Consider the following 21,244-nt stretch of genomic DNA (forward strand, 5'->3'; position numbering starts at 1 on the left):
CTTCGAGCGCTCAGCTCTCGCCGTAGATCTGCTCCTGCTGGTAGGCGACGATGCCCACGCGCTGGATCAGGTCGAGCTGCGTCTCGATCCAGTCGATGTGTTCCTCGGTGTCGTCCAGCAACTCGGTGAGCTGCGCGCGCGTCTCGTAGTCGCGGACCTGCTCGCACAGGGTGATGGCATCGATCAGGTCGGTGCGGGCCTTGTGCTCCACCTTCAGATCGTTGCCGAGCATTTCCGGCACGTCCTCACCGATCATCAGCTTGCCCAGATCCTGAAGGTTGGGGAGACCTTCCAGGAACAGGATGCGCTCGATCATCTTGTCGGCGTGCTTCATCTCGTCGATGGATTCTACGTAGATCTTGTGCGCAATGCGCTTCAGGCCCCAGTTCTTCAACATGCGGGCATGCAGGAAGTACTGGTTAATCGCCGTCAGCTCGTTGGTCAGGATCTTGTTCAAATGGGTGATGACCTGCGGATCGCCCTTCACGTCCTGCCTCCATGCGGTTTGTTTGTCGAATTGCGACGTTTCTGGAATGACCATGCCCCATTTGTGGAGCCTTGGCAACCGGATGAACGGCAGTCGACAAAACAAATTCTCCGCACCACACCAAATCAGTCATCGCAATTGCGAGTGAATATCAAAAACGATTCCAGAGAGACAGGCTGGTGGACTTTGAATTACAAAAAATTATGGATGCCTGATGACAGATATATTTCTCCCTTCGGCGATCATGATCCATATTTTCTTGTAACTTTTGAAGTTCCGAATGCCGGTTCTGCAAATGCTCGTGAAGAACAACAATGCTCACGGGAACCTGACGCGGGCCGACCACCAGTCCGCCACCGGTTGGTCCCGCGCCCCTTCGGCGCGAGTTCCCGAACATCGTCATCGTTGGATTTGTGGTGCGGGCGGCGGGACTCGAACCCGCATGCCTAAGCGAAGGATTTTAAGTCCTTTGCGTCTACCGATTCCGCCACGCCCGCGCACCGTCGCGGATCGGCTCGGAGAACGGGTTGCCCCCGCCCGCCGGAGTTGCATATCATTGTATGCAGCCCACCGTTCCGCTGGATTGACTTAGACAATCGGCGGGCGTTTGGTCAAGGATTGAGCGCGTTTCAAGCGCCGGACACGCAAAAATCCCCGCAACCCTGGCGTTCAAGGGAGGTGAGTTTGGAATCGATCAACTGGCTGGGTGTGGTGAGCGTGCTGATGGTCGCCGTGCTGGTCGTCCCGGCGGCCTTGCGGCGCAACCGCAACACTTGGCTGCCCTACGCGGCGGTCTGGGTCGCCGCCATCGTGGCGCTGGTCTGGGCGTACGACAGCTTCGGGCCGTTCTGAACGGTCCAGGCCCAGCCGGGTCTCGACCGGGCAGCGTTCATCCGGCGCCGGTCAGGGCCGCGTGTCCTCGTTCAGGGTCATGATGCCGATGCCCATCGCCACGCTGCCGAAGGTGAGGATGAGGCTGGCATACAGCATGATCGCGGCAATAATGCCGTGATCGCTGTTTCCCATCAGGGTCGCCAGATTGGCGACGTCGAGAATCAGAAGGCCGGTCGCCAAGACAACAGCCCCGGCCACGCCGGACGCCAGATGCTTCAGCAAGAACAGGATCGCCGCTTTTTCGAAGGGTTTCATGGCACGACTTTTCATGACCGTCACGTCCCAGTCCTCAACATAGAATTACCCAAGGCGGCGACAATATGACCAAGGATGGCTTGGCGTCCTAGAGACCTCTCTAGCCTTTGGTCCCCACCGTGACGTTCGGCGTACCGCCCAAGCGCAGGACGATGCCCGCCAGCTCCTCCGTGGCCGCCACCACGCGGGTCTCGTCCGTGCCCCGCAGCACGAGGCTGACGCCGAAGAAACCGTTGCGGAAATAGGGATAGCTGCCGATTTCCAGGTCCGCGTAGCGGTCCTGCAGGGCGCCGAGGTCCGCGGCGATCTGCCCCTCGGCCAGTTCGCAGGCCACCGTGCGGGCGTGCAGGCCCGGCCCGCCCTCCAGCTGCGGCAGGACGCCGTCGAGCATCGCCTGCATGATGTTGGGCACGCCCGCCATGACGAAGACGTTGCCGATGCGGAAGCCCGGCGCGGCGCTGATCGGGTTGTCGATCAGCGACGCCCCCGCCGGGATGTTGGCCATGCGCAGCCGCGCCTCGTTCAGCTTCGACGGGTCACCGTAATGGCGCTCCAGCCTAGCCACGGCCTCGGCGTTGCGCTCCAGCGGCACGCCGAAGGCCTTGGCGACGCAGGCCGAGGTGATGTCGTCGTGGGTCGGCCCGATGCCGCCCGTGGTGAAGACGTAGCCGTAGCGGCCGCGCAGGGCGTCCAGCGCCGTAATGATCTCCTCCTCCACGTCCGGGACGACGCGCGCCTCGCGCAGACGGACGCCGATGCCGGCCAGCTTCTCCGCGATGTGCGGCAGGTTGGCGTCCTTGGTGCGGCCCGACAGGATCTCATTGCCGATGACGAGGACGGCGGCGGTCGGGTTCGGCGTGGCGGAGGAGGCGGGCGAGGACATGCGGAGTCGGCTCCGTTCTCGGTTGGTGCGGGGAGGGCGGGACCGGCGGGCTTGCCGGACGGCGGGGGCGCGCTTTAACCTAGAGCCCAAGATGCGCTTCCCCACCCCCCTCCTGCAAGGCCGCCTCGTCCGCCGCTACAAGCGGTTCCTCGCCGACGTGGACCTCGACGGCGCCCTGGTCACCGCCCATGTGCCGAACTCGGGCAGCATGATCGGGGTGGACGCCCCCGGCTCCGCCGTCTGGCTGTCACGGTCGGACAACCCCAAGCGCAAGCTCGCCCATACGCTGGAGCTGGTCGAGGCGCTGGACGATCCGGACGCCCCCTGCCTCGTCGGCGTCAACACGTCGCATCCCAACGGGCTGGTCGCCGCCGCCATCGCCTCCGGCACCATCCCGGAACTGGCCGGCTACGCCCGGCTGCGCCGCGAGGTGAAGTACGGGCGCAACTCCCGCATCGACATCCTGCTGGAGGACGAGGCCCGGCCGCCGGCCTATGTCGAGGTCAAGAACGTCCATCTGCGCCGCCCCGCGCAGGGCGACGGGCAGGCCGCGGAGTTCCCGGACTGCGTGACCGCCCGCGGCGCCAAGCATCTGGTGGAGATGGCCGAGATGGTCCGCCAGGGCGCGCGGGCGGTCATGGTCTACCTTGTGCAGCGCGCCGACTGCGCCTACTTCCGAGTCGCCGCCGACATCGACCCTGCCTACGCCGCCGGATTGCGCCTCGCGTTCGAATCGGGGGTGGAAGCCGTGTGCTGGTCCTGTAGGATCACCCCGCAGGCGATCGAACTGGAACGGCCGCTGCCGATCCGCACGGATTGACCGCGATACGTGTTCACCGCCGGGCCTGCCGGCGGGTTTTCCTGGGACCTGATCTGTAGGGGACGATTCTCTTGGACCACGACGACCTCGATTCCCATCGCATCCGGATTCATGGGCCGGAGGATTTCGAGGGCATGCGCAAGGCCGGACGGCTGGCCGCGGCCACGCTCGATTTCATCACGCCCTACGTCCAGCCCGGCGTCACCACCGGCGAGCTGGACCGGCTGCTGGAGCAATACATCCGCGACCATGGCGGCGTCCCGGCCCCGCTCGGCTACCGCGGCTTCCCGAAGGCCAACTGCATCTCCGTCAACCATGTGGTCTGCCACGGCATCCCCGGCGACAAGCGGCTGCAGAACGGCGACATCCTGAACATCGACGTCACGCCCATCCTCGACGGCTGGTACGGCGACAGCAGCCGCATGTATCTGTGCGGCGACGTCGGCGTGAAGGCGAAGAAGCTGGTGGACGTCACCTACGACGCGCTGATGATCGGCATCAATCAGGTGAAGCCGGGCGCCACACTGGGCGACGTCGGCCACGCCATCCAGACCTTCGCGGAAGGCCACCGCTACTCGGTCGTCCGCGACTTCTGCGGCCACGGGCTGGGCCGCGTCTTCCACGAGCCGCCGTCGGTCCTGCATTTCGGCAACCCTGGCACCGGCGCCGTCCTGCGCGAGGGCATGATCTTCACCATCGAGCCGATGATCAATGCCGGCCGCTACGACGTGAAGATCCTCGGCGACGGCTGGACCGCGGTGACCAAGGACAAGTCGCTGTCCGCCCAGTTCGAGCATTCCATCGGCGTGACCAAGGACGGCTGCGAGATCTTCACCCTGTCCCCCGCCGGCTTCCACAAGCCCCCCTACGCCGTCCCGGCCGAGGAAGCGACCGCAGCCGTGTGATTTTCGCGCGGAAGAGGTATAGTCCCGACGCACACACTCGTATGGTGGCGTCGGGATGGCGGGACGGAACAGCGCGAAGCGATCGGGGGATGCGGAGGAGGCTCAGCGGCTTCCCGGGCTGGAGCCGCCCTCTGACGTCTCCGTGGAGGAGACCCATCACAAGGGCCACCGCCAGCGTCTCTACACCCGCTTCCTCGATGGCGGGCCGGACGCGCTGCAGGATTACGAGCTGCTGGAGATGATCCTGTTCGCGGTCAACCCGCGCCGCGACGTGAAGCCGCTGGCCAAGGCGCTGATCCGCGATTTCGGCGACCTCTGGAGCGTCGTCAACGCCCCGCCGCCTCGCCTGCGCGGCTATTGCGTGGGGGAGGTCTCGCTGGCCTCCGACAAGGCCGTCGCAATGCTGCGGGCGGTCGGGGCGGCGGCGCTGCGCGGAATGCGTCAGCGGGTGATGGACCGGCCCGTGCTGGCCAACTGGCAGTCGCTGCTGGATTACTGCACCGCCGCCATGGCCCACCAGCCGATGGAGCAGTTCCGCCTGCTCTTCCTCGACCGCAAGAACAAGCTGATCGCCGACGAGGTGCAGCAGACCGGCACGGTGGACCACACCCCGGTCTACCCGCGCGAGGTGGTGCGGCGCGCGCTGGAGCTGTCGGCCAGCGCCATCATCCTGGTGCACAACCACCCCTCCGGCGACCCCACCCCCAGCCGCGCCGACGTGGAGATGACCAAGGAGATTCTGCGCGCCGCCCACAGCCTGGGCATCGCGGTCCACGATCACATCATCGTCGGCAAGGGCAAGCATGTCAGCTTCAAAGCCCAAGGATTGCTGTAGCCGCAACCCTGTTCTGCAGTCCCATCTTGTTGGCCCGACCGGCGCCCCCATATGTGCGGCGTTCGTCACCACAGAGGTAGCACCATGGGCCTTTTCGACATGTTCAAGGGATCGGCGCCGCTGGATCTCACCCCCCGCCGGACGCTGGTCGTCTCGCTGATCTACTGCATGGGCGCGGACGGCGAGCTGGACCCGGAGGAGGTCGGCCATCTGCTGTCGGTGATGGGCCGCAGCGCCACGCGCGAGGAGCTGGACCGCTGCTTCAAGTACGCGCGCAGCACCCCGCCCGACGCCTTCCTGGCCGCCGCCACGCCGAACCTGAACGAACAGCAGCGGCTGTGCATCCTGCTGAACATGATCGACAGCGCCATGGCCGACGGCCAAGCCGAACAGGGCGAGCGTGACCTGATCGCGCGCTTCCAGCAGGCCTTCGGCCTCGACGACGCCAAGCTCGGCCCCTATTTCCAGGCGCTGGTCGCCAAGAACGACCGCAGCGTGCTGGGAGCGTAAGGCCGGCTTCGTGGCGCATCGCCCGTCAGCCGACCGTCTCCCCCACCGCTTCGGGGGCGTCGGCGTGACGGGCGATGAAGGCCACGAAATCGTCGTAGGGCATGGGGCGGCCCAGCAGATAGCCCTGGATCTGGTCGCAGCCCAGCCGCGCGAGCCCGCCGAACTGCTCCTCCGTCTCCACCCCCTCGGCCAGTGTCTGCATGCGCAGCGAGCGCGCCATGCCGATGATCGCCTCGGCGATGGCACCGCCATCGGAGCCGTCGGTCAGGCTGGTCACGAAGGAGCGGTCGATCTTCAGCTTGTCGACGCGGAAGCGCTTCAGATAGCTGAGGCTGGAATAGCCGGTGCCGAAATCGTCGATGGCCAGCGCCACCCCCATCTCGCGCAGCCGGGCGAAGGTGCCGCTCACCATGTCGGACTCGTCCATCAGGACGCTTTCGGTCACCTCCAGTTCCAGGCAGCGGGCCGGCACCTTGTAGGCGTCCAGCCAGAAGGCCACGCGGTCGGCCAGACCGGGGCGGCGCAGTTGCACCGCCGACAGGTTGATGGCGATGAGAAGCGGATGGCCGCGGGCGAGCAGGTCGGCAGCGCGGCGGCAGGCCTCGCCCAGCACCCAGTCGCCGATCGGCTGGATCAGGCCGGTGTCCTCGGCCACCGGGATGAACTGGCCAGGCGGGATCATCGTGCCGTCGCGTCGGCGCCAGCGCAGCAGCCCCTCCGCCCCCACCAGACGGCGGCCGTCCACCGCAAACTGCGGCTGGAAATGCAGCTCCAGCTCGTTGTCGGCCAGGGCGTGGCGCAGGTTGCTTTCCAACCACATCCGCTCCGACGCCCGCTTGTTCAGCTCCGGCGTGAAGAACTGGTGGTTGGCGCGCCCCGCCTCCTTGGCGGCGTACATCGCCATGTCCGCGCATTTCAGAAGCGCGTCGATGGTGGTCGCGTCGTCGGGATAGAGCGCGATGCCGATGGACGGGGAGATTTGCAGCTCGTGCCCGTCCACCGGGAAGGATTCGGTCATCGCCCGCAGCACCTTGCGGGCCACCGAACAGGCCGCGTCGGGACCGTCCAGGTCGTTGACGAGGATGACGAACTCGTCGCCGCCCTGGCGGCTGACGGTGTCGCTGGCCCGCACCGTCCCCAGCAGCCGCGCCCCCACCGCACGCAGCAGCCGGTCGCCGACGCCGTGCCCCAGGCTGTCGTTGATGGTCTTGAAGCGGTCGAGATCGACGAACAGCAGCCCCACCTTGGTGCCGTGCCGGTCGGCGGCGAGCATCGCGCGCTCCAGCCGGTCGCGCAGCAGGAAGCGGTTGGGCAGGTCGGTCAGGAAATCATACTGCGCCAGATGCCGGATGCGCTCCTCCTGGGCGCGCTTCTCAGTGATGTCGGAGAAGGCGGCGATGTAGTTGACGGCCTCCCCCGCCTCGTTGCGCACCATCTGGATGCTGAGCCATTCCGGATAGACCTCGCCGGACTTGCGCTTGTTCCAGATTTCGCCGGACCAGTGGCCCTCCTCCTTCAGCTTCACCCACATCGCGGCGTAGAAGGCGCCGTCCTGCCGGCCCGAGGAGAGCATGGCCGGATCGCCGCCGATCACCTCCTCGCGGCTGTAGCCGGTGATGCGGCAGAAGGCGTCGTTGACCGCGACAATGCGGTTCTTCTCGTTGGTGACGACCATGCCTTCGGCGGCGTTGTCGAACACCTTGGCGGACAGCCGCAGCTCCCACTCCGCGCGCTTGCGCTCCGAGATGTCGCGGGCGATGGCGCAGTAGTAGGCGTCGCCTTCGTAGGTGACGCGGCTCGCCGTCACCTCCAGCTCCAGCGCGCGCCCGCCGCGGGTGTGGTACAGCGTCTCGTAATGGGCCGACGCCTCGGACGCCTCGTCGCGGAAGCGTTCCAGAAGGTCGGCGTGCGTGCCGGCCAGCCCGGCCAGCGGGGCGCCCAGCGCGTCGCAGCCGAAGGGGTTGACGTAGGCGATGCGCAGCTCCGCATCCGCCAGCACGACGATCTCGGACACATGGTCCACGAAAAAGTTGGCGAGGTAGAGCTGCCGCGCCCGCTCGCGCAGCATGCTGTCGCTCTCCCGCATGTTGGACTGGTAGCCGCGGACGATGCGGCGGACCCAGCCGGTGACCAGCCAGGACACCCAGGCCGAGGCGCCCAGCGCCAGCGCCAGCACCGTCAGCGTGGTCAGGATGCGCTTCTTCATGCCGGCGCTGATCTCGGCCCGCCGCTGCGCCAGCACGGAATCGATATCGTCGGTGTAGAAGCCGGCGACCAGCACCCACCCCCAGACGTCCGGCGCCGTGGCGTAGGACAGTTTCGGCGCCGGGCGCCCGGTGACCGGATGCACCCAGTCGAAGCGCAGTTCCCCCCCGCCCGTCAGACCGGCCTCCAGCAGGCGGCTGACCAGATCCCGCTCTGTCTCCCAGGGCAGGTCGCCGGCGTTCTTGCCCTCCGCCGCCGGGGAGGTCGGGGAGAGCAGCACCTCGCCATCCTCCCGCAGCACCGCGATGAAACCCGAATCCCCGAACCGCCGGGCGCGCAGCCGCTCCAGCGTCTCGCGCTGGAGCTTCTCCTCCACCGCCCCGACATAGTCGCCGGTGCCGATCAGCCAGTTGAACGGCTCGAAGCGGCGGACATAGGCGAACTTGTCGGACATGCTGTGCGGGTTGCTTGGCGCGTACCAGCGGTAGCGGGTGAAGCCCTGCATCTCCGGATCGTCCACGGCGCGGATCAGGTTGCGCATGATCGGGCGCCCCTGGTCGTCGCGGTTGTCGAGCAGCGAGCTGCCCTCCCGCTGGGGGGCGGTGGGCAGCAGCACGCAGGTGCCCTGCATGTCGTCGATGAAGTAGTAGCCGCGCCCGCCGAAGAAGCGCAGGGGCCGCAGCGTCTCCTTGATCGATTGCCGGATCGACTCCTCGGGCAGATACTCCTTCTCGCGCTCGTAGATGGTCCAGGCGATGCCATAGGCCTCGTCCACCTTGGCGCGCAGCTCGGCGCGCAGCAGCGGTTCGGTGCGTGACCGCATGTAGGCGAGGTAGGAGCGGGCGTTCTCCAGCTCCTCCTGCAGGGTCTGGCGCTGCACTTCCAGGTAGCGGGCTTCGGTCTGCTTCAGGTCGGCTTCGAAATCCAGCCGGTGCTGCCAGATGAAGTAGGCGCCCAAGCCCCCCACCACCGCCGCAATCAGAAACAGGGACGCCAGGAACTGCAGGCGGTAAAGGCGCCTTTCGTCCGAAGTCCGGGACGGCTCGCGCATCAACTCGGCGATCGGATCGGACAAGGAAAGCCCTCCTGGAACCACGCCCGGCTTAACCCGTCCGCGGCGAACAGAGTAGATCATTAGTGCGCGTGGCGGGGACTCGGCAAGTTCAAGGTGAGGAAACCGGCGCGACGAATCGCCAGTCTTTGCGATTTTTCCGGGAAGACAAGCCTGCCCTCGAAAACCTTATGACGCGCATCCCGTGTCCACCGGGGCTGTGAAGGGGCTTTGCAGCGCCGTCCGGCGCGGTTATGGTCCCGCGCGCGGGCAACAGGGGGCGGTTTCCGCCATGGCAATGGCCCAAACGCATCCCCCGCCCGCCGCCGAAGCGTTCAGGTCCGCCACCCCCGGAGAGTCCGATGATCCCCCGCTACACCCGCCCCGAAATGGCCCGCATCTGGGAGCCGGAGAACCGGTTCCGCATCTGGTTCGAGATCGAGGCGCACGCCTGCGACGCGCAGGCGGAGCTGGGGGTCATCCCGAAGGAGGCGGCCGCCGCCGTGTGGGAGCGCGGCAAGTGGGAGATCGACCGCATCGACGAGATCGAGCGGGAGACCCGCCACGACGTCATCGCCTTCCTGACCAACCTCGCCGAGCATGTCGGGCCGGAGGCGCGCTTCGTCCACCAGGGCATGACCTCGTCGGACGTGCTGGACACCTGCCTCGCCGTGCAGATGACCCAGGCCGCCGACCTGCTGCTCGACGACATGGACAAGCTGCTGGCTGTGCTGAAGCGCCGCGCCTACGAGCACAAGGACACCGTCACCATCGGGCGCAGCCACGGCATCCACGCCGAGCCGACGACCTTCGGCCTGAAGCTGGCCGGCCATTACGCCGCCTTCGCCCGCGGGCGCGAGCGTCTGGTCCAGGCGCGCGCCGACATCGCCACCTGCGCCATCTCCGGCGCCGTCGGCACCTTCGCCAACATCGACCCGCGGGTCGAGCAGCACGTCGCCGCCAAGATGGGGCTGACGCCGGAGCCGGTGTCCACCCAGGTCATCCCGCGCGACCGTCACGCTTTCTACTTCTCGGTGCTCGGCGTCATCGCCTCGTCGATCGAGAATCTGGCCGTGGAGATCCGCCACCTGCAGCGCACCGAGGTGCGCGAGGCGGAGGAGTATTTCCATCCGGGCCAGAAGGGCTCCTCGGCGATGCCGCACAAGCGCAACCCGGTGCTGTCGGAGAATCTGACCGGTCTGGCGCGCATCGTCCGCGCCGCCGTCGTCCCGGCGCTGGAGAACGTCGCCCTGTGGCACGAGCGCGACATCTCCCACAGCTCGGTCGAGCGCATGTTCGGCCCCGACGCCACGGTGACGCTGGACTTCGCGCTGGCCCGCCTGACCGGCATGATGGACAAGCTGGTGGTCTATCCGGAGCGCATGCAGAAGAACCTGGACGACCTGGGCGGCCTGGTCTTCTCGCAGCGCGTCCTGCTGGCCCTGACCCAGGCCGGGATGAGCCGCGAGGACAGCTACAAGGCGGTGCAACGCAACGCCATGCAGGTGTGGGAAAAGGGCGGCAACTTCCTCGACCTGCTGTCGTCGGACGCCGACGTGGCCAAGCACATCTCCCGCGAGACGCTGGCCCCGATGTTCGACATGACCTACCACACGAAGAACGTCGACATGGTGTTCAAGCGCGTGTTCGGGGAGTGAGGGGTCCGGGGGCTTTGGCCGTCGGACCCCGCTTCGCGGGAAAGGGAGTTTTTTTCCCCTCCCCTGCGAGAGCGGGGGAGGGTTAGGGAGGGGGCAACACCTCCCCCCACGAAAACTCTACTCCGCGTGCACCTGCACGCGCGCGACGTCCAGCAGACGAGCCAGCTCCTTCTCCACGCGGTGGTCGGAGATGTCCACGCCCCTGGCGTGCAGGTCGGCGGCCAGACGGTCGCGGACGTCGTGCGGACCGGTGGCGCCGATGTCGGCGTCGATGACCTGACGGACGTAGGCGTCGGCCTCGCCCCCGGTCAGGCCCAGCAAGCTCGCGGCCCACAGCCCGGCCAGCCGGTTGCGGCGTGCACGAATCCTGAAGAGCAGGTCCTGGTCGTGCTGGAACTTGTTCTCGAAGGCCCTCTCGCGCTCGTCGAAGGTCGTCATGGGACCCGGCTCCTTGGATTGGTTTTGCGCTCCCAGATACAAGACTATATAGCCGGTGGATTGGGCGTCGTCATCGCCCCCACCCACCGGCCAATCGGTGAATCCGGCGTGCGGCGACATACCCAAGAGGGAAGCGGAAGGCAAGATTCCCCATGTGCAGCGTGATCCTCCTGCGACGACCGGACGCAACGTGGCCCCTGATCCTGGGCGCCAACCGCGACGAGATGGCTGGACGGCCCTGGAAGGCCCCGGCGCGCCATTGGCCCGACCGCCCCAACGTCGTCGCCGGACTGGACGAGCTGGCCGGCGGCTCCTGGCTGGGCCTGAACGACGAAGGGGTCGTCGCCGCCGTGCTGAACCGCATGGGCACGCTGGGGCCGGAAGCCGGCAAGCGGTCGCGCGGGGAACTGGTGCTCGACGCGCTGGATTTCGCCGACGCGGCGGAGGCGGCGCTGGCCATGGCGCAGCTCGACACGCGGGCCTACCGCCCCTTCAACCTGCTGATCGCCGACAACCGCGACGCCCGGCTTCTGGTCCACCGCGGCCCCTCCCCGCGCAACCGCCCGGAGATGATCGAGATCCCCGCAGGCGCGCACATGATCACCGCCAGCGATCTGGACGACGTGGCGGAGGACCCGCGGCAGGCCCAGTATCTCCCCCTCTTCCAGCACGCCGCACCGCCCGATCCGGAGCGGGGCGAGGACGGGAACCTGTGGGGCGGCTGGCCGGAACTGCTGGCGAGCCGCATCTGGGACGGCGAGCGGGGCGAGCGCGGGGCGATGAACTTCCTGCTGCCGACCGGCTTCGGCACGGTGTCGAGCGCGCTGATCGCCCTCCCCGCCGTGGAGCGCCCGGACCTGGACCCCGTCTGGCACTTCGCCGCCGGCCGCCCTCACGAGGCGCCGTGGCAACCCGTCTCGTTGGGGTAGGGGCGGCGGCGGACCCCGCGCATTGTGTTCCCTGGGCCAGCTTGCTATATCACTCGTGCATATCCCCTGGACCGGTCCCCCGCCGGTCCAGGCTACACGTTTTTGGACGATCTCTCATGACACGACGTCGGCGCATCTACGAAGGCAAGGCGAAGGTCCTGTTCGAAGGTCCGGAGCCGGGCACGCTGGTGCAGTACTTCAAGGACGACGCGACCGCCTTCAACAACCAGAAGAAGGGCATCATCACCGGCAAGGGGGTGCTGAACAACCGCATCTCCGAGTACCTGATGAGCCGTTTGTCGGAAATCGGCGTGCCGACGCACTTCGTGCGCCGCCTGAACATGCGCGAGCAGCTGGTTCGCGAGGTCGAGATCATCCCCATCGAGCTGGTCGTGCGCAACACCGCCGCCGGCTCGCTGTCCAAGCGCTTCGGCATCCCCGAGGGGACCCCGCTGCCGCGCTCGATCATCGAGTATTATTACAAGTCCGACGAGCTGAACAATCCCATGGTCACCGAGGAGCACATCACGGCCTTCGGCTGGGCGGCTCCGCAGGACCTCGACGACATGGTGGCGCTGTCGCTCCGCGTGAACGACTATCTGTCGGGCCTCTTCCTCGGCATCGGCCTGCGGCTGGTGGACTTCAAGCTGGAGTTCGGCCGGCTGTGGGAGAACGAGGAGATGCGCATCGTCCTGGCCGACGAGATCAGCCCCGACAACTGCCGCCTGTGGGACATCAAGACCAACGAGAAGCTGGACAAGGACCGCTTCCGCCAGGACCTCGGTCAGGTCGAGGAGGCGTACCAGGAGGTCGCCCGGCGCCTCGGCATCCTGCCCGAAGGCGGCCCGGTGGACGTCAAGGGTCCCAAGACCGTCCAATAATCCGTTTTCCCCACCCCATCAGCACCATCAAGCGAGCGGACATCCGATGAAGGCGAAGGTTCACGTCACCCTCAAGCGCGGCGTTCTCGACCCCCAGGGCAAGGCCATCGCGCACGCGCTGCACACGCTGGGCTTCGACGGCGTCGAGGACGTCCGCGCCGGCAAGGTCATCGAGCTTCAGCTCAAGAGCACCGACGAGGCCGCCGCCCGCAAGGAGGTCGAGGCCATGTGCACCAAGCTGCTGGCCAACACCGTGATCGAAGACTACGCGATCGAGCTGGTGGCCTGAGAGTTGATGGCCTAAGGCCGTCCGCGCTCAATCCTGCCTGTCGGAAAATGGGGGATGCGCAACCGCTGCGCATCCCCCATTTTCGTTCGACCATGTCCATCGACCATCTCTCCACGCTCGATCCCATCTTCGCCGAGTCCCTGCGCGTCGGCGGCCCGACGGTGCGCGATTTCCGCCGCCCGGACGGCTTCTCCGGCCTGCTCTGCCTGATCATCGAGCAGCAGCTGTCCACCACGGTCGCCGCGGCGCTGTGGGCCAAGCTCCAGGCCATGGTCGGGGTGGTGACCCCCGACGCCATCCTGGCCCTGCCCGACGAGGATCTGCGGGCCTGCGGCCTGTCGCGCCAGAAGATCGGCTACGCCCGCGGGCTGGCCCAGACCGTTGCGGACGGCCGGCTGGACTTCGACGCCATTCACAAGATGGACGACGAGGAGGCCATCGCCGCCCTGATCGCGCTGAAGGGCATCGGACGCTGGACCGCCGAGATTTACCTGATGATGGCGCTCGGCCGGCCGGACATCTGGCCGGTGGGGGACCTCGCCATCCAGCTCGGCGTGCAGCGGCTGAAGGGATGGGTGGAGAAGCCGACCCAGGCGCAGCTTATCGCCGTCGCCGAACCCTGGCGCCCGCACCGCAGCCTCGCCGCCCAGCTCGTCTGGCACCATTACGTGGCCCTGCAGGAGCAGGCCAGGGCCCTGAAATCGGCCAAACAGAGGCCGGCCAAGAGCAAGAAGACGCCCAAAGGAAAGACGACACCGTGACCGAGACCACCATCACCGCCGTCCTCGTCGGCAAGGCCGCCGCCTTCGGCCCTCCGGGGCGGACCAGCGCCATCGCCAAGTCCCCGGTGGACGGCCCGCGCGCGGTCGGCCCCGAAGGCTTCCTGGACGACGAGCAGGCCGATCGCCGCGTCCATGGCGGGCCGGACAAGGCCATCCACCATTACCCGCTGGACCACCACCCGGCGTGGCGGGACGAGCTGGGCGGGGACGTGCCGCTGCTCGGCCAGCCCGGCGCCTTCGGCGAGAACCTCGCGACGCTGGGCCTGACCGAAGCCGATGTCTGCGTTGGCGACCGCTTCCGCGCCGGCACCGCCCTGCTTGAGGTCGCCCAGGCCCGCCAGCCCTGCTGGAAGCTGAACCACCGCTTCGCCGTGCCCGACATGGCCAAGCGCGTCCAGACCACCGGGCGCACCGGCTGGTACTATCGCGTGCCGGAAACCGGCATGATCGGTCCCGGCGACCGGCTGACCCTGGTCGAACGCCCCTACCCGCAATGGACGCTCGCCCGGCTGCTGCACGTCCTCTACGTGGACACGCAGAACCGCGACGCCCTGGCCGAGATGGCTGCCCTGCCGGTGCTGGCCCAGACGTGGAGGACGCTGGCCGAACGCCGGCTGACCCAGGGCGTCGAGGACTGGACCAAGCGCCTGAACGGCGGCGACTGATCCCTCAGCGGCGGGCGGTCGCCCACAGCACCCCCGCCGCACCCACCGCCACCAGCGCCAGGACGGCGGACAGCAGAAGCGCCGCCGTCTCTCCCGCCCGCTCGATGATGACCGCGTAGCCCATCGGTGCCAGCGCGGCGGCGTAGAAGCTCGGCACCAGCAGCCGCCCGACCGTCCGGCCGTAGCTCTGCGGGTCGAACAGCACCAGCGGCAGCGTGCCGCGCACGATCGTCGCCAGCCCGGCCCCCGCCCCGAACAGCAGGGAGAAGGCGACGCCGGCGGCCAGCACCGCGCCGCTCCACAAGCCGATGATGAAGCCGGGCAGCAGCAGGCCGCAGGCGAGCAGCGCCAGGGCGGTGGGGTGCAGGCGGGACCCCGACAGCACCTCGCACAGCCGGGCCGAGGACTGGCCGACGCCGCGCACCGTGGAAATCCACACCGCCGCCGCGGGCGCCGCCCCCAGCCCGACCAGGATGCCGATCATGTGCGCCGACATGGCCGAGGTCAGCACGCCGACCGCCGTGGTCATCACCATGTAGAACAGCGGCGCCACCCAGGCCCGCCGTCGCGGGTCCACGAGTCCGGCGGGCTCCGTCCCGGCGGGCGCCGCCGGGCGCACGTAGCGGTCGGACGGGATGGCGGCGTGCAGCGGGATCGTCAGAAGCGCGATGACGGCGTAGGCGACCAGGGCGCCGCGCCAGCCCCACGCGTCGGCCATCGCCTGCCCCACCGGCCACAGCACGGTGGAGGCCAGCCCCCCCAGCAGCGTGATCTGCGAGATCGGCACCCGCGCCAGCGGGCCACCCAGCCGGGCCAGGGCGGCGAAGGCCGCCTCGTACAGGCTCGCCCGCATCGCCAGACCCAGCACCAGCCAGGAGGCGTAATAGCTCACCAGCCCGGTGGAGGTGGCCAGCCCCAGGCACCCCGCCGCCGTCAGCAGCGAGCCGATGACCATCACCGGGCGTCCGCCCCAGCGGTCGATGGCCCGCCCGACGCTGCCCGACACCACCCCCATGACCAGCAGCGCCGCCGTGAAGCCGCCGAAGGCCACCGGCAGGCTCAGGCCCAGGTCGGTGGCCATGGGGTTTCCGAAAATGGCGATCAGGTAATAGGAGATCCCCCAGCACAGCAGCTGCGAGACGCCGAGGAACCAGACCAGCCGGCGGGTGATGTGCGACATGACGGACCAGGGGGCGACGGAAAGCGGCAGGCACCCTAGCCAGCCGGTAGGAAACCGACAAACGACTTGTCTTCCGCCGACCGGTGAGAAAAGCTCAACGAATGGCCTCCCGCTTCCCACCGCTGAACGCCCTGCGCGCCTTCGTCGCCGCCGCCCGCCATTCCAGCTTCCGCCTCGCCGCGGAGGAGCTGAACGTCACCCCCGGCGCGGTTAGCCGCCAGATCCGCAGCCTGGAACTCTTTCTCGGCGTTCCCCTGTTCGATCGCAGCCAGCGGCAGGTCCGGCTGACCGAGGCCGGGGCGCGCTACTTCACCCGCATCGCCGACCTGTTCACCGAGATCCAGCAGGCGACCGACACGCTGCTCGACGGCGACGGGCGGCGGACGCTGCGGGTGGACTGCATCCCGACCTTCGCCATGCACTGGCTGCTGCCGCGCCTGCCCCTGTTCCAGCAGCGCTTTCCCGAGCTGGCGGTGTCGCTGTCCACCGCCCCCGGCCCGATCGACATCGGCCGTCCCTTCGACTACGCCATCCGCCGCGACCCCGCCCATTTCGCCGGGCTGAAGCCGCTGCCGCTGATGAGCGAGCATTGCGTGCCGGTGTGCAGCCCCTCCCTGCCGGGGTTGGAGACTCTGCGCAGCCCCGCCGACCTGACCCGCCGGACGGTCATCACCATCCGCGCCCGCGCCGACCTGCTGCCGGCCTGGAGCACGGCCCACGGGCTGGAGCTGGACGCCTTCCGCAACCGGATGGAGGTCGACCACACCTACTTCGCCATCCAGGCAGCGGAGGACGGGCTTGGCGTCGCCATCGTGCCGCGGCTGTTCGTGGAGCGCCCGCTGGAGACCGGGCGGCTGACCGCGCCGCTGGGGGCCGAAGGGGTGGTGTCCGGTCACTATTACCTGCTGGAAAGCCGCCAGCGCGGCCACACCGAGGCGCCCGCCTTCCCCGATTGGCTGCGCGAACAGGCCGCCAGCGCGTCAACGCAGGGCCGATAAGGGAGAATGGCGGGGTCCTTGCCCTTGCTTTGCCGGGGCGGGGCCTTTAGTGTCCGGCCTCGAACCGTTCCCCCCACGACGCCGGATTTTCCAAGCCCCATGAAGGCCGCCGTCATCGTTTTCCCCGGCTCCAACCGCGAACGCGACGCCGTCGCCGCGCTGGAGGCCGCCAGCGGAACCAAGCCGCATCTGGTCTGGCACCGCGACACCGAACTGCCCAAGGTCGATCTGATCCTCGTGCCGGGCGGCTTCTCCTATGGCGACTATCTGCGCTCCGGCGCCATGGCGGCGCACTCGCCGATCATGCGCGAGGTCAAGGCGCGGGCCGATCAGGGCGTGCGGGTGCTCGGCATCTGCAACGGCTTCCAGATCATCACCGAGGCGGGACTGCTGCCCGGCGGGCTGATGCGCAACGCCAAGCTGAAGTTCATCTGCCGCACCGTGCACCTGCGGGTGGAGAACACGGACAGCCCCTTCACGGCGAAGTACCGCAAGGGCCAGATCGTCCGCTACCCGGTGGCGCACGGCGACGGCAACTACTGGACCGACGCGGAGACGGTGAAGCGGCTGGACGGCGAGGGCCAGGTGGCCTTCCGCTACGTCAGCGACGAGGGCAGCGCCGACCCGCGCTGGAACCCGACCGACTGGAACCCGAACGGTTCGCTGGACAACATCGCCGGCATCTTCAACGCCAAGCGCACCGTGCTCGGCCTGATGCCGCACCCCGAGGACGCGGTGTCCGCCTTCCATGGCAACACCGACGGCAAGCCCATGTTCGATGGTCTGGTGGAGGCCCTGTCGTGACCACCGCGCAGCAGCCCGCAGTCTCCCTGGAGATGGCCCGCGAGTTCGGCCTGTCCGAAGGGGAATACAACAACGCCCTGGAGATCCTGGGGCGCCAGCCGACCTACACGGAGCTGGGCATCATCTCGGTGATGTGGTCGGAGCATTGCTCCTACAAGTCGTCGAAGAAGTGGCTGATGACGCTGCCGACCACCGGCCCGCAGGTCATCTGCGGCCCCGGCGAGAACGCCGGCGTGGTCGATGTCGGCGACGGCGACGCCATCATCTTCAAGATGGAGAGCCACAACCACCCGTCCTACATCGAGCCCTTCCAGGGTGCGGCGACGGGCGTTGGCGGCATCCTGCGCGACGTCTTCACAATGGGCGCCCGGCCCATCGCCAACATGAACGCGCTGCGCTTCGGCGCGCCCGAGCATCCCAAGACCCGCCATCTGGTGTCGGGCGTGGTCGCCGGCATCGCCCATTACGGCAACTGCGTCGGCGTGCCGACGATCGGCGGCGAGACCAACTTCCACCCGGCCTACAACGGCAACATCCTGGTCAACGCGATGACCGTGGGCGTCGCCAAGGCCGACCGGATCTTCTATTCGGCCGCCGCGGGCGTCGGCAATCCGGTGGTCTATGTCGGCTCCAAGACGGGCCGCGACGGCATTCACGGCGCCACCATGGCGTCGGCCGAGTTCAGCGAGGATTCGGAGGAGAAGCGCCCGACCGTGCAGGTCGGCGACCCCTTCACCGAGAAGCTGCTGATCGAGGCCTGCCTGGAGTTGATGGAGACGGACGCCATCGTCGCCATCCAGGACATGGGTGCGGCCGGTCTCACCTCCTCCTCGGTCGAGATGGCCGGCAAGGGCGGCCTCGGCATCGAGCTGGTGCTCGACGACGTGCCGATGCGCGAGGAGGGGATGACCCCCTACGAGATCATGCTCTCCGAAAGCCAGGAGCGCATGCTGATCATCCTGAAGCCCGGCCGCGAGGAGGTCGCCAAGGCGATCTTCGACAAGTGGGAGCTGGACTTCGCCGTGATCGGCACGCTGACCGACAACGGCAAGCTGATCATCAAGATGCACGGCCAGACCTGGTGCGACATGCCGATCGCCCCGGTCTCCAACGCCTCGCCGCTCTACGACCGCCCGTGGGAGCCGACCCCGGCCGCCGCGGAGCTGGAGGACGCCGTGCGCGCCCTGCCGGCCGACAAGACGCTGGGCGACATCCTGGAAAAAATCATGTCCTGCCCCGATCAGGCGTCCAAGCGCTGGATTTGGGAGCAGTATGACAGCCTCGTGAACGGCGACACCCGCTTCATGTCCGGTCAGGCCGACGCGGGCGTGGTGCGGCTGCCCGGCCAGAGCAAGGGCATCGCCGTCACCACCGACTGCACCCCGCGCTACTGCCTTGCCGACCCCGTGCGCGGCGGCGCCCAGGCGGTGGCCGAGGCCTACCGCAACCTGTCCGCCGTCGGCGCCCTGCCGCTGGCCGTCACCGACAACATGAACTTCGGCAACCCCGAGAAGCCGCGGATCATGGGCCAGTTCGTGGGCGCCATCCAGGGCATGGCCGACGCTTGCCGCGCGCTGGATTTCCCGGTCGTGTCGGGCAACGTGTCGCTCTACAACGAGACCAACGGCGAGGCGATCCTGCCGACCCCGGCCATCGGCGCCGTCGGCCTGCTGCCGGACGCCATGATCGCCGTCGGCATCGCCTTCCGCAACGAGGGCGACACCATCCTGCTCGTCGGCGAGGGCGCGGGCCATCTCGGCCAATCGCTCTACCTGCGGGAGATCCTGGGCCGCGAGGACGGCCCGCCGCCGCCGGTCGATCTGGCGGTGGAGCGCCGCAACGGCGAGTTCGTCCGCGGCCTGATCGCCGAGGGTCTGGTGGTGTCGAGCCACGACATCCAGGACGGCGGCCTGCTGGTCACCGTGGCCGAGATGGCCATGGCCGGCGGCATCGGCGCCAACCTGTCGGGCCTCGACGGTGCGGACGCCGGCACCCTGTTCGGCGAGGACCAGGGCCGCTACGTCCTGGCCGTCCGCGCTGACAAGGCCGCCGCGGTGCAGGAGAAGGCCAAGGCGGCCGGCGTGCCGGTGAGCCTGCTCGGTAAGACCAACGGCACGGCGCTGACCGGCCGTGGCGGCGAGGCGATCACCATCGCCCGCCTGAAGAAGGCCAACGAGGCCTGGCTGCCCGGCTACATGGCCGCCGCCGAGTGATCGGACGCGGTTGAGGGTTCGAAGAACGGAAGGCCGGGCGGCGGATGCGTCGCCCGGCCTTTTCGTTTTGGGGCGGAGTTTTGCCCCACCCTTCCCACGGCTTCGCCGCGGTCCCCTTCCCTCCCCCGCTGGGCGGGAGAGGGAATTTGGTCTCCTCCCCTGCCCAGCGGGGGAGGGTCAGGGTGGGGGCCGGTGGCGCCAACCCTTCGCACCGCGGAATGTCGTCGCTTCTCCGGTGACAAACCCGGCCGCTCCGCCTAATTATACGGGCAGCGCCCGCATGGGCAGGGATTGACGGAACAGGATGACGGCCATGGCGATGGAAGCCGCGGTGATCGAGAAGCTCATCAGGGAAGGCATCCCGGACGCGACGGTGGAGATCGCCGACCTGCGCGGCGACGGCGACCATTACGCCGCGCTGGTCACCTCCGCCGCCTTCAAGGGCAAGTCGCGCGTGCAGCAGCACCAGATGGTCTACGCCGCCCTCCAGGGCCGGATGGGCGGGGAACTGCACGCCCTGGCCCTGACCACCGCCGTGCCGGAAGGCGCGTAGGACGGTATCCCGCAAAGACACGATGACATCGTAAGAAGGCCGAAAGACATGGTTGACCAGAACGTCAAGGATCGCATCGAGCAGGACATCAAGGGCAACGATGTCGTGCTGTACATGAAGGGCACGCCCGTCTTCCCGCAGTGCGGCTTCTCCGCCGCCGTCGTCCAGGTGCTCAGCACCGTCGGCGTGAAGTTCAAGGGCATCAACATCCTGGAGGACCCGGGCCTGCGCCAGGGGCTGAAGGACTACTCGAACTGGCCGACCTTCCCGCAGCTCTACGTCAAGGGCGAGCTGGTCGGCGGCTGCGACATCGTGCGCGAGATGTACGAGTCGGGCGAGCTGCAGTCGCTGCTGGCCGACAAGGGCGTCGCGACGGGCGCCAACGCCTGATCGGCCAGCCGCGCCGCAGACGTGTGACAAAGGGCTCCGCCACCGCGGAGCCCTTTTCCTTTGGCGGAACAGGCCCTGTCCCACCCTTGTTTTTCCATCGACGATTCCGCGGAGGTGTCGGCACGGAGAAGACACGGATAAGGAGGCCCGGTCATGGACAGGCGCGTGTTTCCAGCGGCGGCGCTGCTGGCTCTGATGGCTCTTCCCGTTCAGGCGCAGGGCCAGGACGGAACGGTCCCGAAGCAGGAGCGGCTGACCGCCTGCCGGGACGAGGTGTCCCGCTTCTCCGACCTGTTTCTGGGCGACAAGGTGGTGGCCGGCGGGCGCAACCATACTGCCCTGACCGGCGAGCAGAAGGACCGGCTGCGGGGCCTGCTCGGCGAGGCGCGGTCCGCCGCCGGCAAGGGCGACCCGGACGGCTGCGTGGACCGGCTGCGCGAGGCCCGCGCGCTGGTCCGCAACGAGGGCGTCGGCACCAACGTGCCGATTGGCCGGGGCTCGTCGGGGTCGTCCGGCGCGATGCCGCGGAACGGAGCCCCCACCGGCAGTGGAAGCGGAAGCGGCACCGCAGGCGGCGGAGGGGGCTGAGCGGGAAAACCCCTGCGCGAAATGCGGCATT

23 protein-coding genes and 1 tRNA gene are annotated in these 21,244 nt (G+C 68.2%); 17 read left to right on the plus strand and 7 right to left on the minus strand.

Annotated elements, in window-relative coordinates; genetic code table 11:
• Window positions 1-10: 10 nt before the first annotated feature.
• Window positions 11-487: a bacterioferritin gene (bfr, locus tag ABAZ39_RS10840; protein WP_038529301.1), complete on the minus strand. Its 477-nt coding sequence runs from the start codon at window positions 485-487 to the stop codon at window positions 11-13.
• 414 nt (window positions 488-901) lie between these two features.
• Window positions 902-984 (minus strand) — tRNA-Leu (locus tag ABAZ39_RS10845).
• A 187-nt stretch (window positions 985-1,171) separates the two neighbouring features.
• Between ABAZ39_RS10845 and ABAZ39_RS36510 the strand changes: the two genes are divergently transcribed.
• Complete coding sequence (locus tag ABAZ39_RS36510) at window positions 1,172-1,339, plus strand: hypothetical protein (RefSeq protein ID WP_014239529.1); 168 nt, start codon at window positions 1,172-1,174, stop codon at window positions 1,337-1,339.
• A 51-nt stretch (window positions 1,340-1,390) separates the two neighbouring features.
• On the opposite strand, the gene ABAZ39_RS10850 is transcribed toward ABAZ39_RS36510, so the two are convergent.
• Entirely contained in the window at window positions 1,391-1,636 is a 246-nt protein-coding gene (locus ABAZ39_RS10850; protein WP_014239528.1) for a hypothetical protein, read from the minus strand.
• A gap of 100 nt (window positions 1,637-1,736) precedes the next feature.
• Window positions 1,737-2,519 carry a competence/damage-inducible protein A gene (locus ABAZ39_RS10855; protein WP_038529303.1) on the minus strand — a complete coding sequence of 261 codons (783 nt, stop codon included), beginning with the start codon at window positions 2,517-2,519 and terminating at the stop codon, window positions 1,737-1,739.
• Between the two features lie 91 nt (window positions 2,520-2,610).
• Here ABAZ39_RS10855 and sfsA point away from each other — a divergent pair, with 91 nt between their 5' ends.
• The 4 genes from sfsA to ABAZ39_RS10875 all read left to right on the plus strand — a co-directional run bounded on the left by sfsA (window position 2,611) and on the right by ABAZ39_RS10875 (window position 5,589).
• Window positions 2,611-3,339 (plus strand): DNA/RNA nuclease SfsA, encoded by a 729-nt coding sequence (gene sfsA, locus ABAZ39_RS10860; protein WP_038529305.1) that lies wholly within the window; start codon window positions 2,611-2,613, stop codon window positions 3,337-3,339.
• Window positions 3,340-3,473: 134 nt separating this feature from the next.
• Complete coding sequence (gene map / locus ABAZ39_RS10865) at window positions 3,474-4,244, plus strand: type I methionyl aminopeptidase (protein ID WP_372684157.1); 771 nt, start codon at window positions 3,474-3,476, stop codon at window positions 4,242-4,244.
• Between the two features lie 55 nt (window positions 4,245-4,299).
• Window positions 4,300-5,079, plus strand: coding sequence for a RadC family protein (radC, locus tag ABAZ39_RS10870; RefSeq protein WP_081862965.1), 780 nt, complete (start codon window positions 4,300-4,302; stop codon window positions 5,077-5,079).
• 84 nt (window positions 5,080-5,163) lie between these two features.
• On the plus strand, window positions 5,164-5,589 hold the full coding sequence (locus ABAZ39_RS10875; RefSeq protein ID WP_038529309.1) for a tellurite resistance TerB family protein: 426 nt from the start codon (window positions 5,164-5,166) through the stop codon (window positions 5,587-5,589).
• A 25-nt stretch (window positions 5,590-5,614) separates the two neighbouring features.
• Here ABAZ39_RS10875 and ABAZ39_RS10880 read toward each other — a convergent pair whose 3' ends face one another.
• Complete coding sequence (locus tag ABAZ39_RS10880) at window positions 5,615-8,869, minus strand: bifunctional diguanylate cyclase/phosphodiesterase (RefSeq protein ID WP_051657950.1); 3,255 nt, start codon at window positions 8,867-8,869, stop codon at window positions 5,615-5,617.
• 338 nt (window positions 8,870-9,207) lie between these two features.
• On the opposite strand from ABAZ39_RS10880, the gene purB reads away from it, so the two are divergent.
• Complete coding sequence (gene purB / locus ABAZ39_RS10885; protein ID WP_035671612.1) at window positions 9,208-10,503, plus strand: adenylosuccinate lyase; 1,296 nt, start codon at window positions 9,208-9,210, stop codon at window positions 10,501-10,503.
• 117 nt (window positions 10,504-10,620) lie between these two features.
• Here the strand turns inward: purB and ABAZ39_RS10890 are convergent, their stop codons facing one another.
• Complete coding sequence (locus ABAZ39_RS10890; protein WP_038529311.1) at window positions 10,621-10,941, minus strand: DUF1476 domain-containing protein; 321 nt, start codon at window positions 10,939-10,941, stop codon at window positions 10,621-10,623.
• Between the two features lie 152 nt (window positions 10,942-11,093).
• Between ABAZ39_RS10890 and ABAZ39_RS10895 the strand changes: the two genes are divergently transcribed.
• The 5 genes from ABAZ39_RS10895 (at window position 11,094) to ABAZ39_RS10915 (ending at window position 14,487) form a co-directional block, all read left to right on the plus strand.
• Complete coding sequence (locus ABAZ39_RS10895) at window positions 11,094-11,870, plus strand: NRDE family protein (RefSeq protein ID WP_038529313.1); 777 nt, start codon at window positions 11,094-11,096, stop codon at window positions 11,868-11,870.
• Window positions 11,871-11,986: 116 nt separating this feature from the next.
• Window positions 11,987-12,751 (plus strand): phosphoribosylaminoimidazolesuccinocarboxamide synthase, encoded by a 765-nt coding sequence (gene purC / locus ABAZ39_RS10900; RefSeq protein WP_014239519.1) that lies wholly within the window; start codon window positions 11,987-11,989, stop codon window positions 12,749-12,751.
• 46 nt (window positions 12,752-12,797) lie between these two features.
• Window positions 12,798-13,040 (plus strand): phosphoribosylformylglycinamidine synthase subunit PurS, encoded by a 243-nt coding sequence (gene purS / locus ABAZ39_RS10905; RefSeq protein ID WP_038529315.1) that lies wholly within the window; start codon window positions 12,798-12,800, stop codon window positions 13,038-13,040.
• A 92-nt stretch (window positions 13,041-13,132) separates the two neighbouring features.
• A complete protein-coding gene (locus ABAZ39_RS10910) occupies window positions 13,133-13,801 on the plus strand; it encodes a DNA-3-methyladenine glycosylase family protein (RefSeq protein ID WP_051657951.1) in 669 nt (222 codons plus the stop codon).
• A complete protein-coding gene (locus tag ABAZ39_RS10915) occupies window positions 13,798-14,487 on the plus strand; it encodes an MOSC domain-containing protein (protein ID WP_038529317.1) in 690 nt (229 codons plus the stop codon). The genes ABAZ39_RS10910 and ABAZ39_RS10915 overlap by 4 nt, the downstream gene beginning before the upstream one ends.
• 4 nt (window positions 14,488-14,491) lie before the next feature.
• Here ABAZ39_RS10915 and ABAZ39_RS10920 read toward each other — a convergent pair whose 3' ends face one another.
• Window positions 14,492-15,667: an MFS transporter gene (locus tag ABAZ39_RS10920; protein ID WP_038529319.1), complete on the minus strand. Its 1,176-nt coding sequence runs from the start codon at window positions 15,665-15,667 to the stop codon at window positions 14,492-14,494.
• A 101-nt stretch (window positions 15,668-15,768) separates the two neighbouring features.
• On the opposite strand from ABAZ39_RS10920, the gene ABAZ39_RS10925 reads away from it, so the two are divergent.
• The 6 genes from ABAZ39_RS10925 (at window position 15,769) to ABAZ39_RS10950 (ending at window position 21,213) form a co-directional block, all read left to right on the plus strand.
• On the plus strand, window positions 15,769-16,665 hold the full coding sequence (locus ABAZ39_RS10925; protein WP_038529321.1) for a LysR substrate-binding domain-containing protein: 897 nt from the start codon (window positions 15,769-15,771) through the stop codon (window positions 16,663-16,665).
• Between the two features lie 99 nt (window positions 16,666-16,764).
• Window positions 16,765-17,469 (plus strand): phosphoribosylformylglycinamidine synthase subunit PurQ, encoded by a 705-nt coding sequence (gene purQ / locus ABAZ39_RS10930; RefSeq protein ID WP_038529323.1) that lies wholly within the window; start codon window positions 16,765-16,767, stop codon window positions 17,467-17,469.
• A 32-nt stretch (window positions 17,470-17,501) separates the two neighbouring features.
• Window positions 17,502-19,682, plus strand: a complete 2,181-nt coding sequence (gene purL, locus ABAZ39_RS10935) for a phosphoribosylformylglycinamidine synthase subunit PurL (protein WP_051658101.1) — start codon at window positions 17,502-17,504, stop codon at window positions 19,680-19,682.
• A 313-nt stretch (window positions 19,683-19,995) separates the two neighbouring features.
• On the plus strand, window positions 19,996-20,235 hold the full coding sequence (locus ABAZ39_RS10940) for a BolA family protein (protein WP_038531271.1): 240 nt from the start codon (window positions 19,996-19,998) through the stop codon (window positions 20,233-20,235).
• 48 nt (window positions 20,236-20,283) lie between these two features.
• Window positions 20,284-20,625 (plus strand): Grx4 family monothiol glutaredoxin, encoded by a 342-nt coding sequence (grxD, locus tag ABAZ39_RS10945; protein ID WP_014239508.1) that lies wholly within the window; start codon window positions 20,284-20,286, stop codon window positions 20,623-20,625.
• Window positions 20,626-20,778: 153 nt separating this feature from the next.
• Window positions 20,779-21,213, plus strand: coding sequence for a hypothetical protein (locus ABAZ39_RS10950; RefSeq protein ID WP_014239507.1), 435 nt, complete (start codon window positions 20,779-20,781; stop codon window positions 21,211-21,213).
• Window positions 21,214-21,244: the final 31 nt, after the last annotated feature.

Origin of the sequence: Azospirillum argentinense (assembly GCF_000632475.1) — a bacterium.
In the GTDB taxonomy this organism is placed as follows: Bacteria; Pseudomonadota; Alphaproteobacteria; order Azospirillales; family Azospirillaceae; genus Azospirillum; species Azospirillum baldaniorum.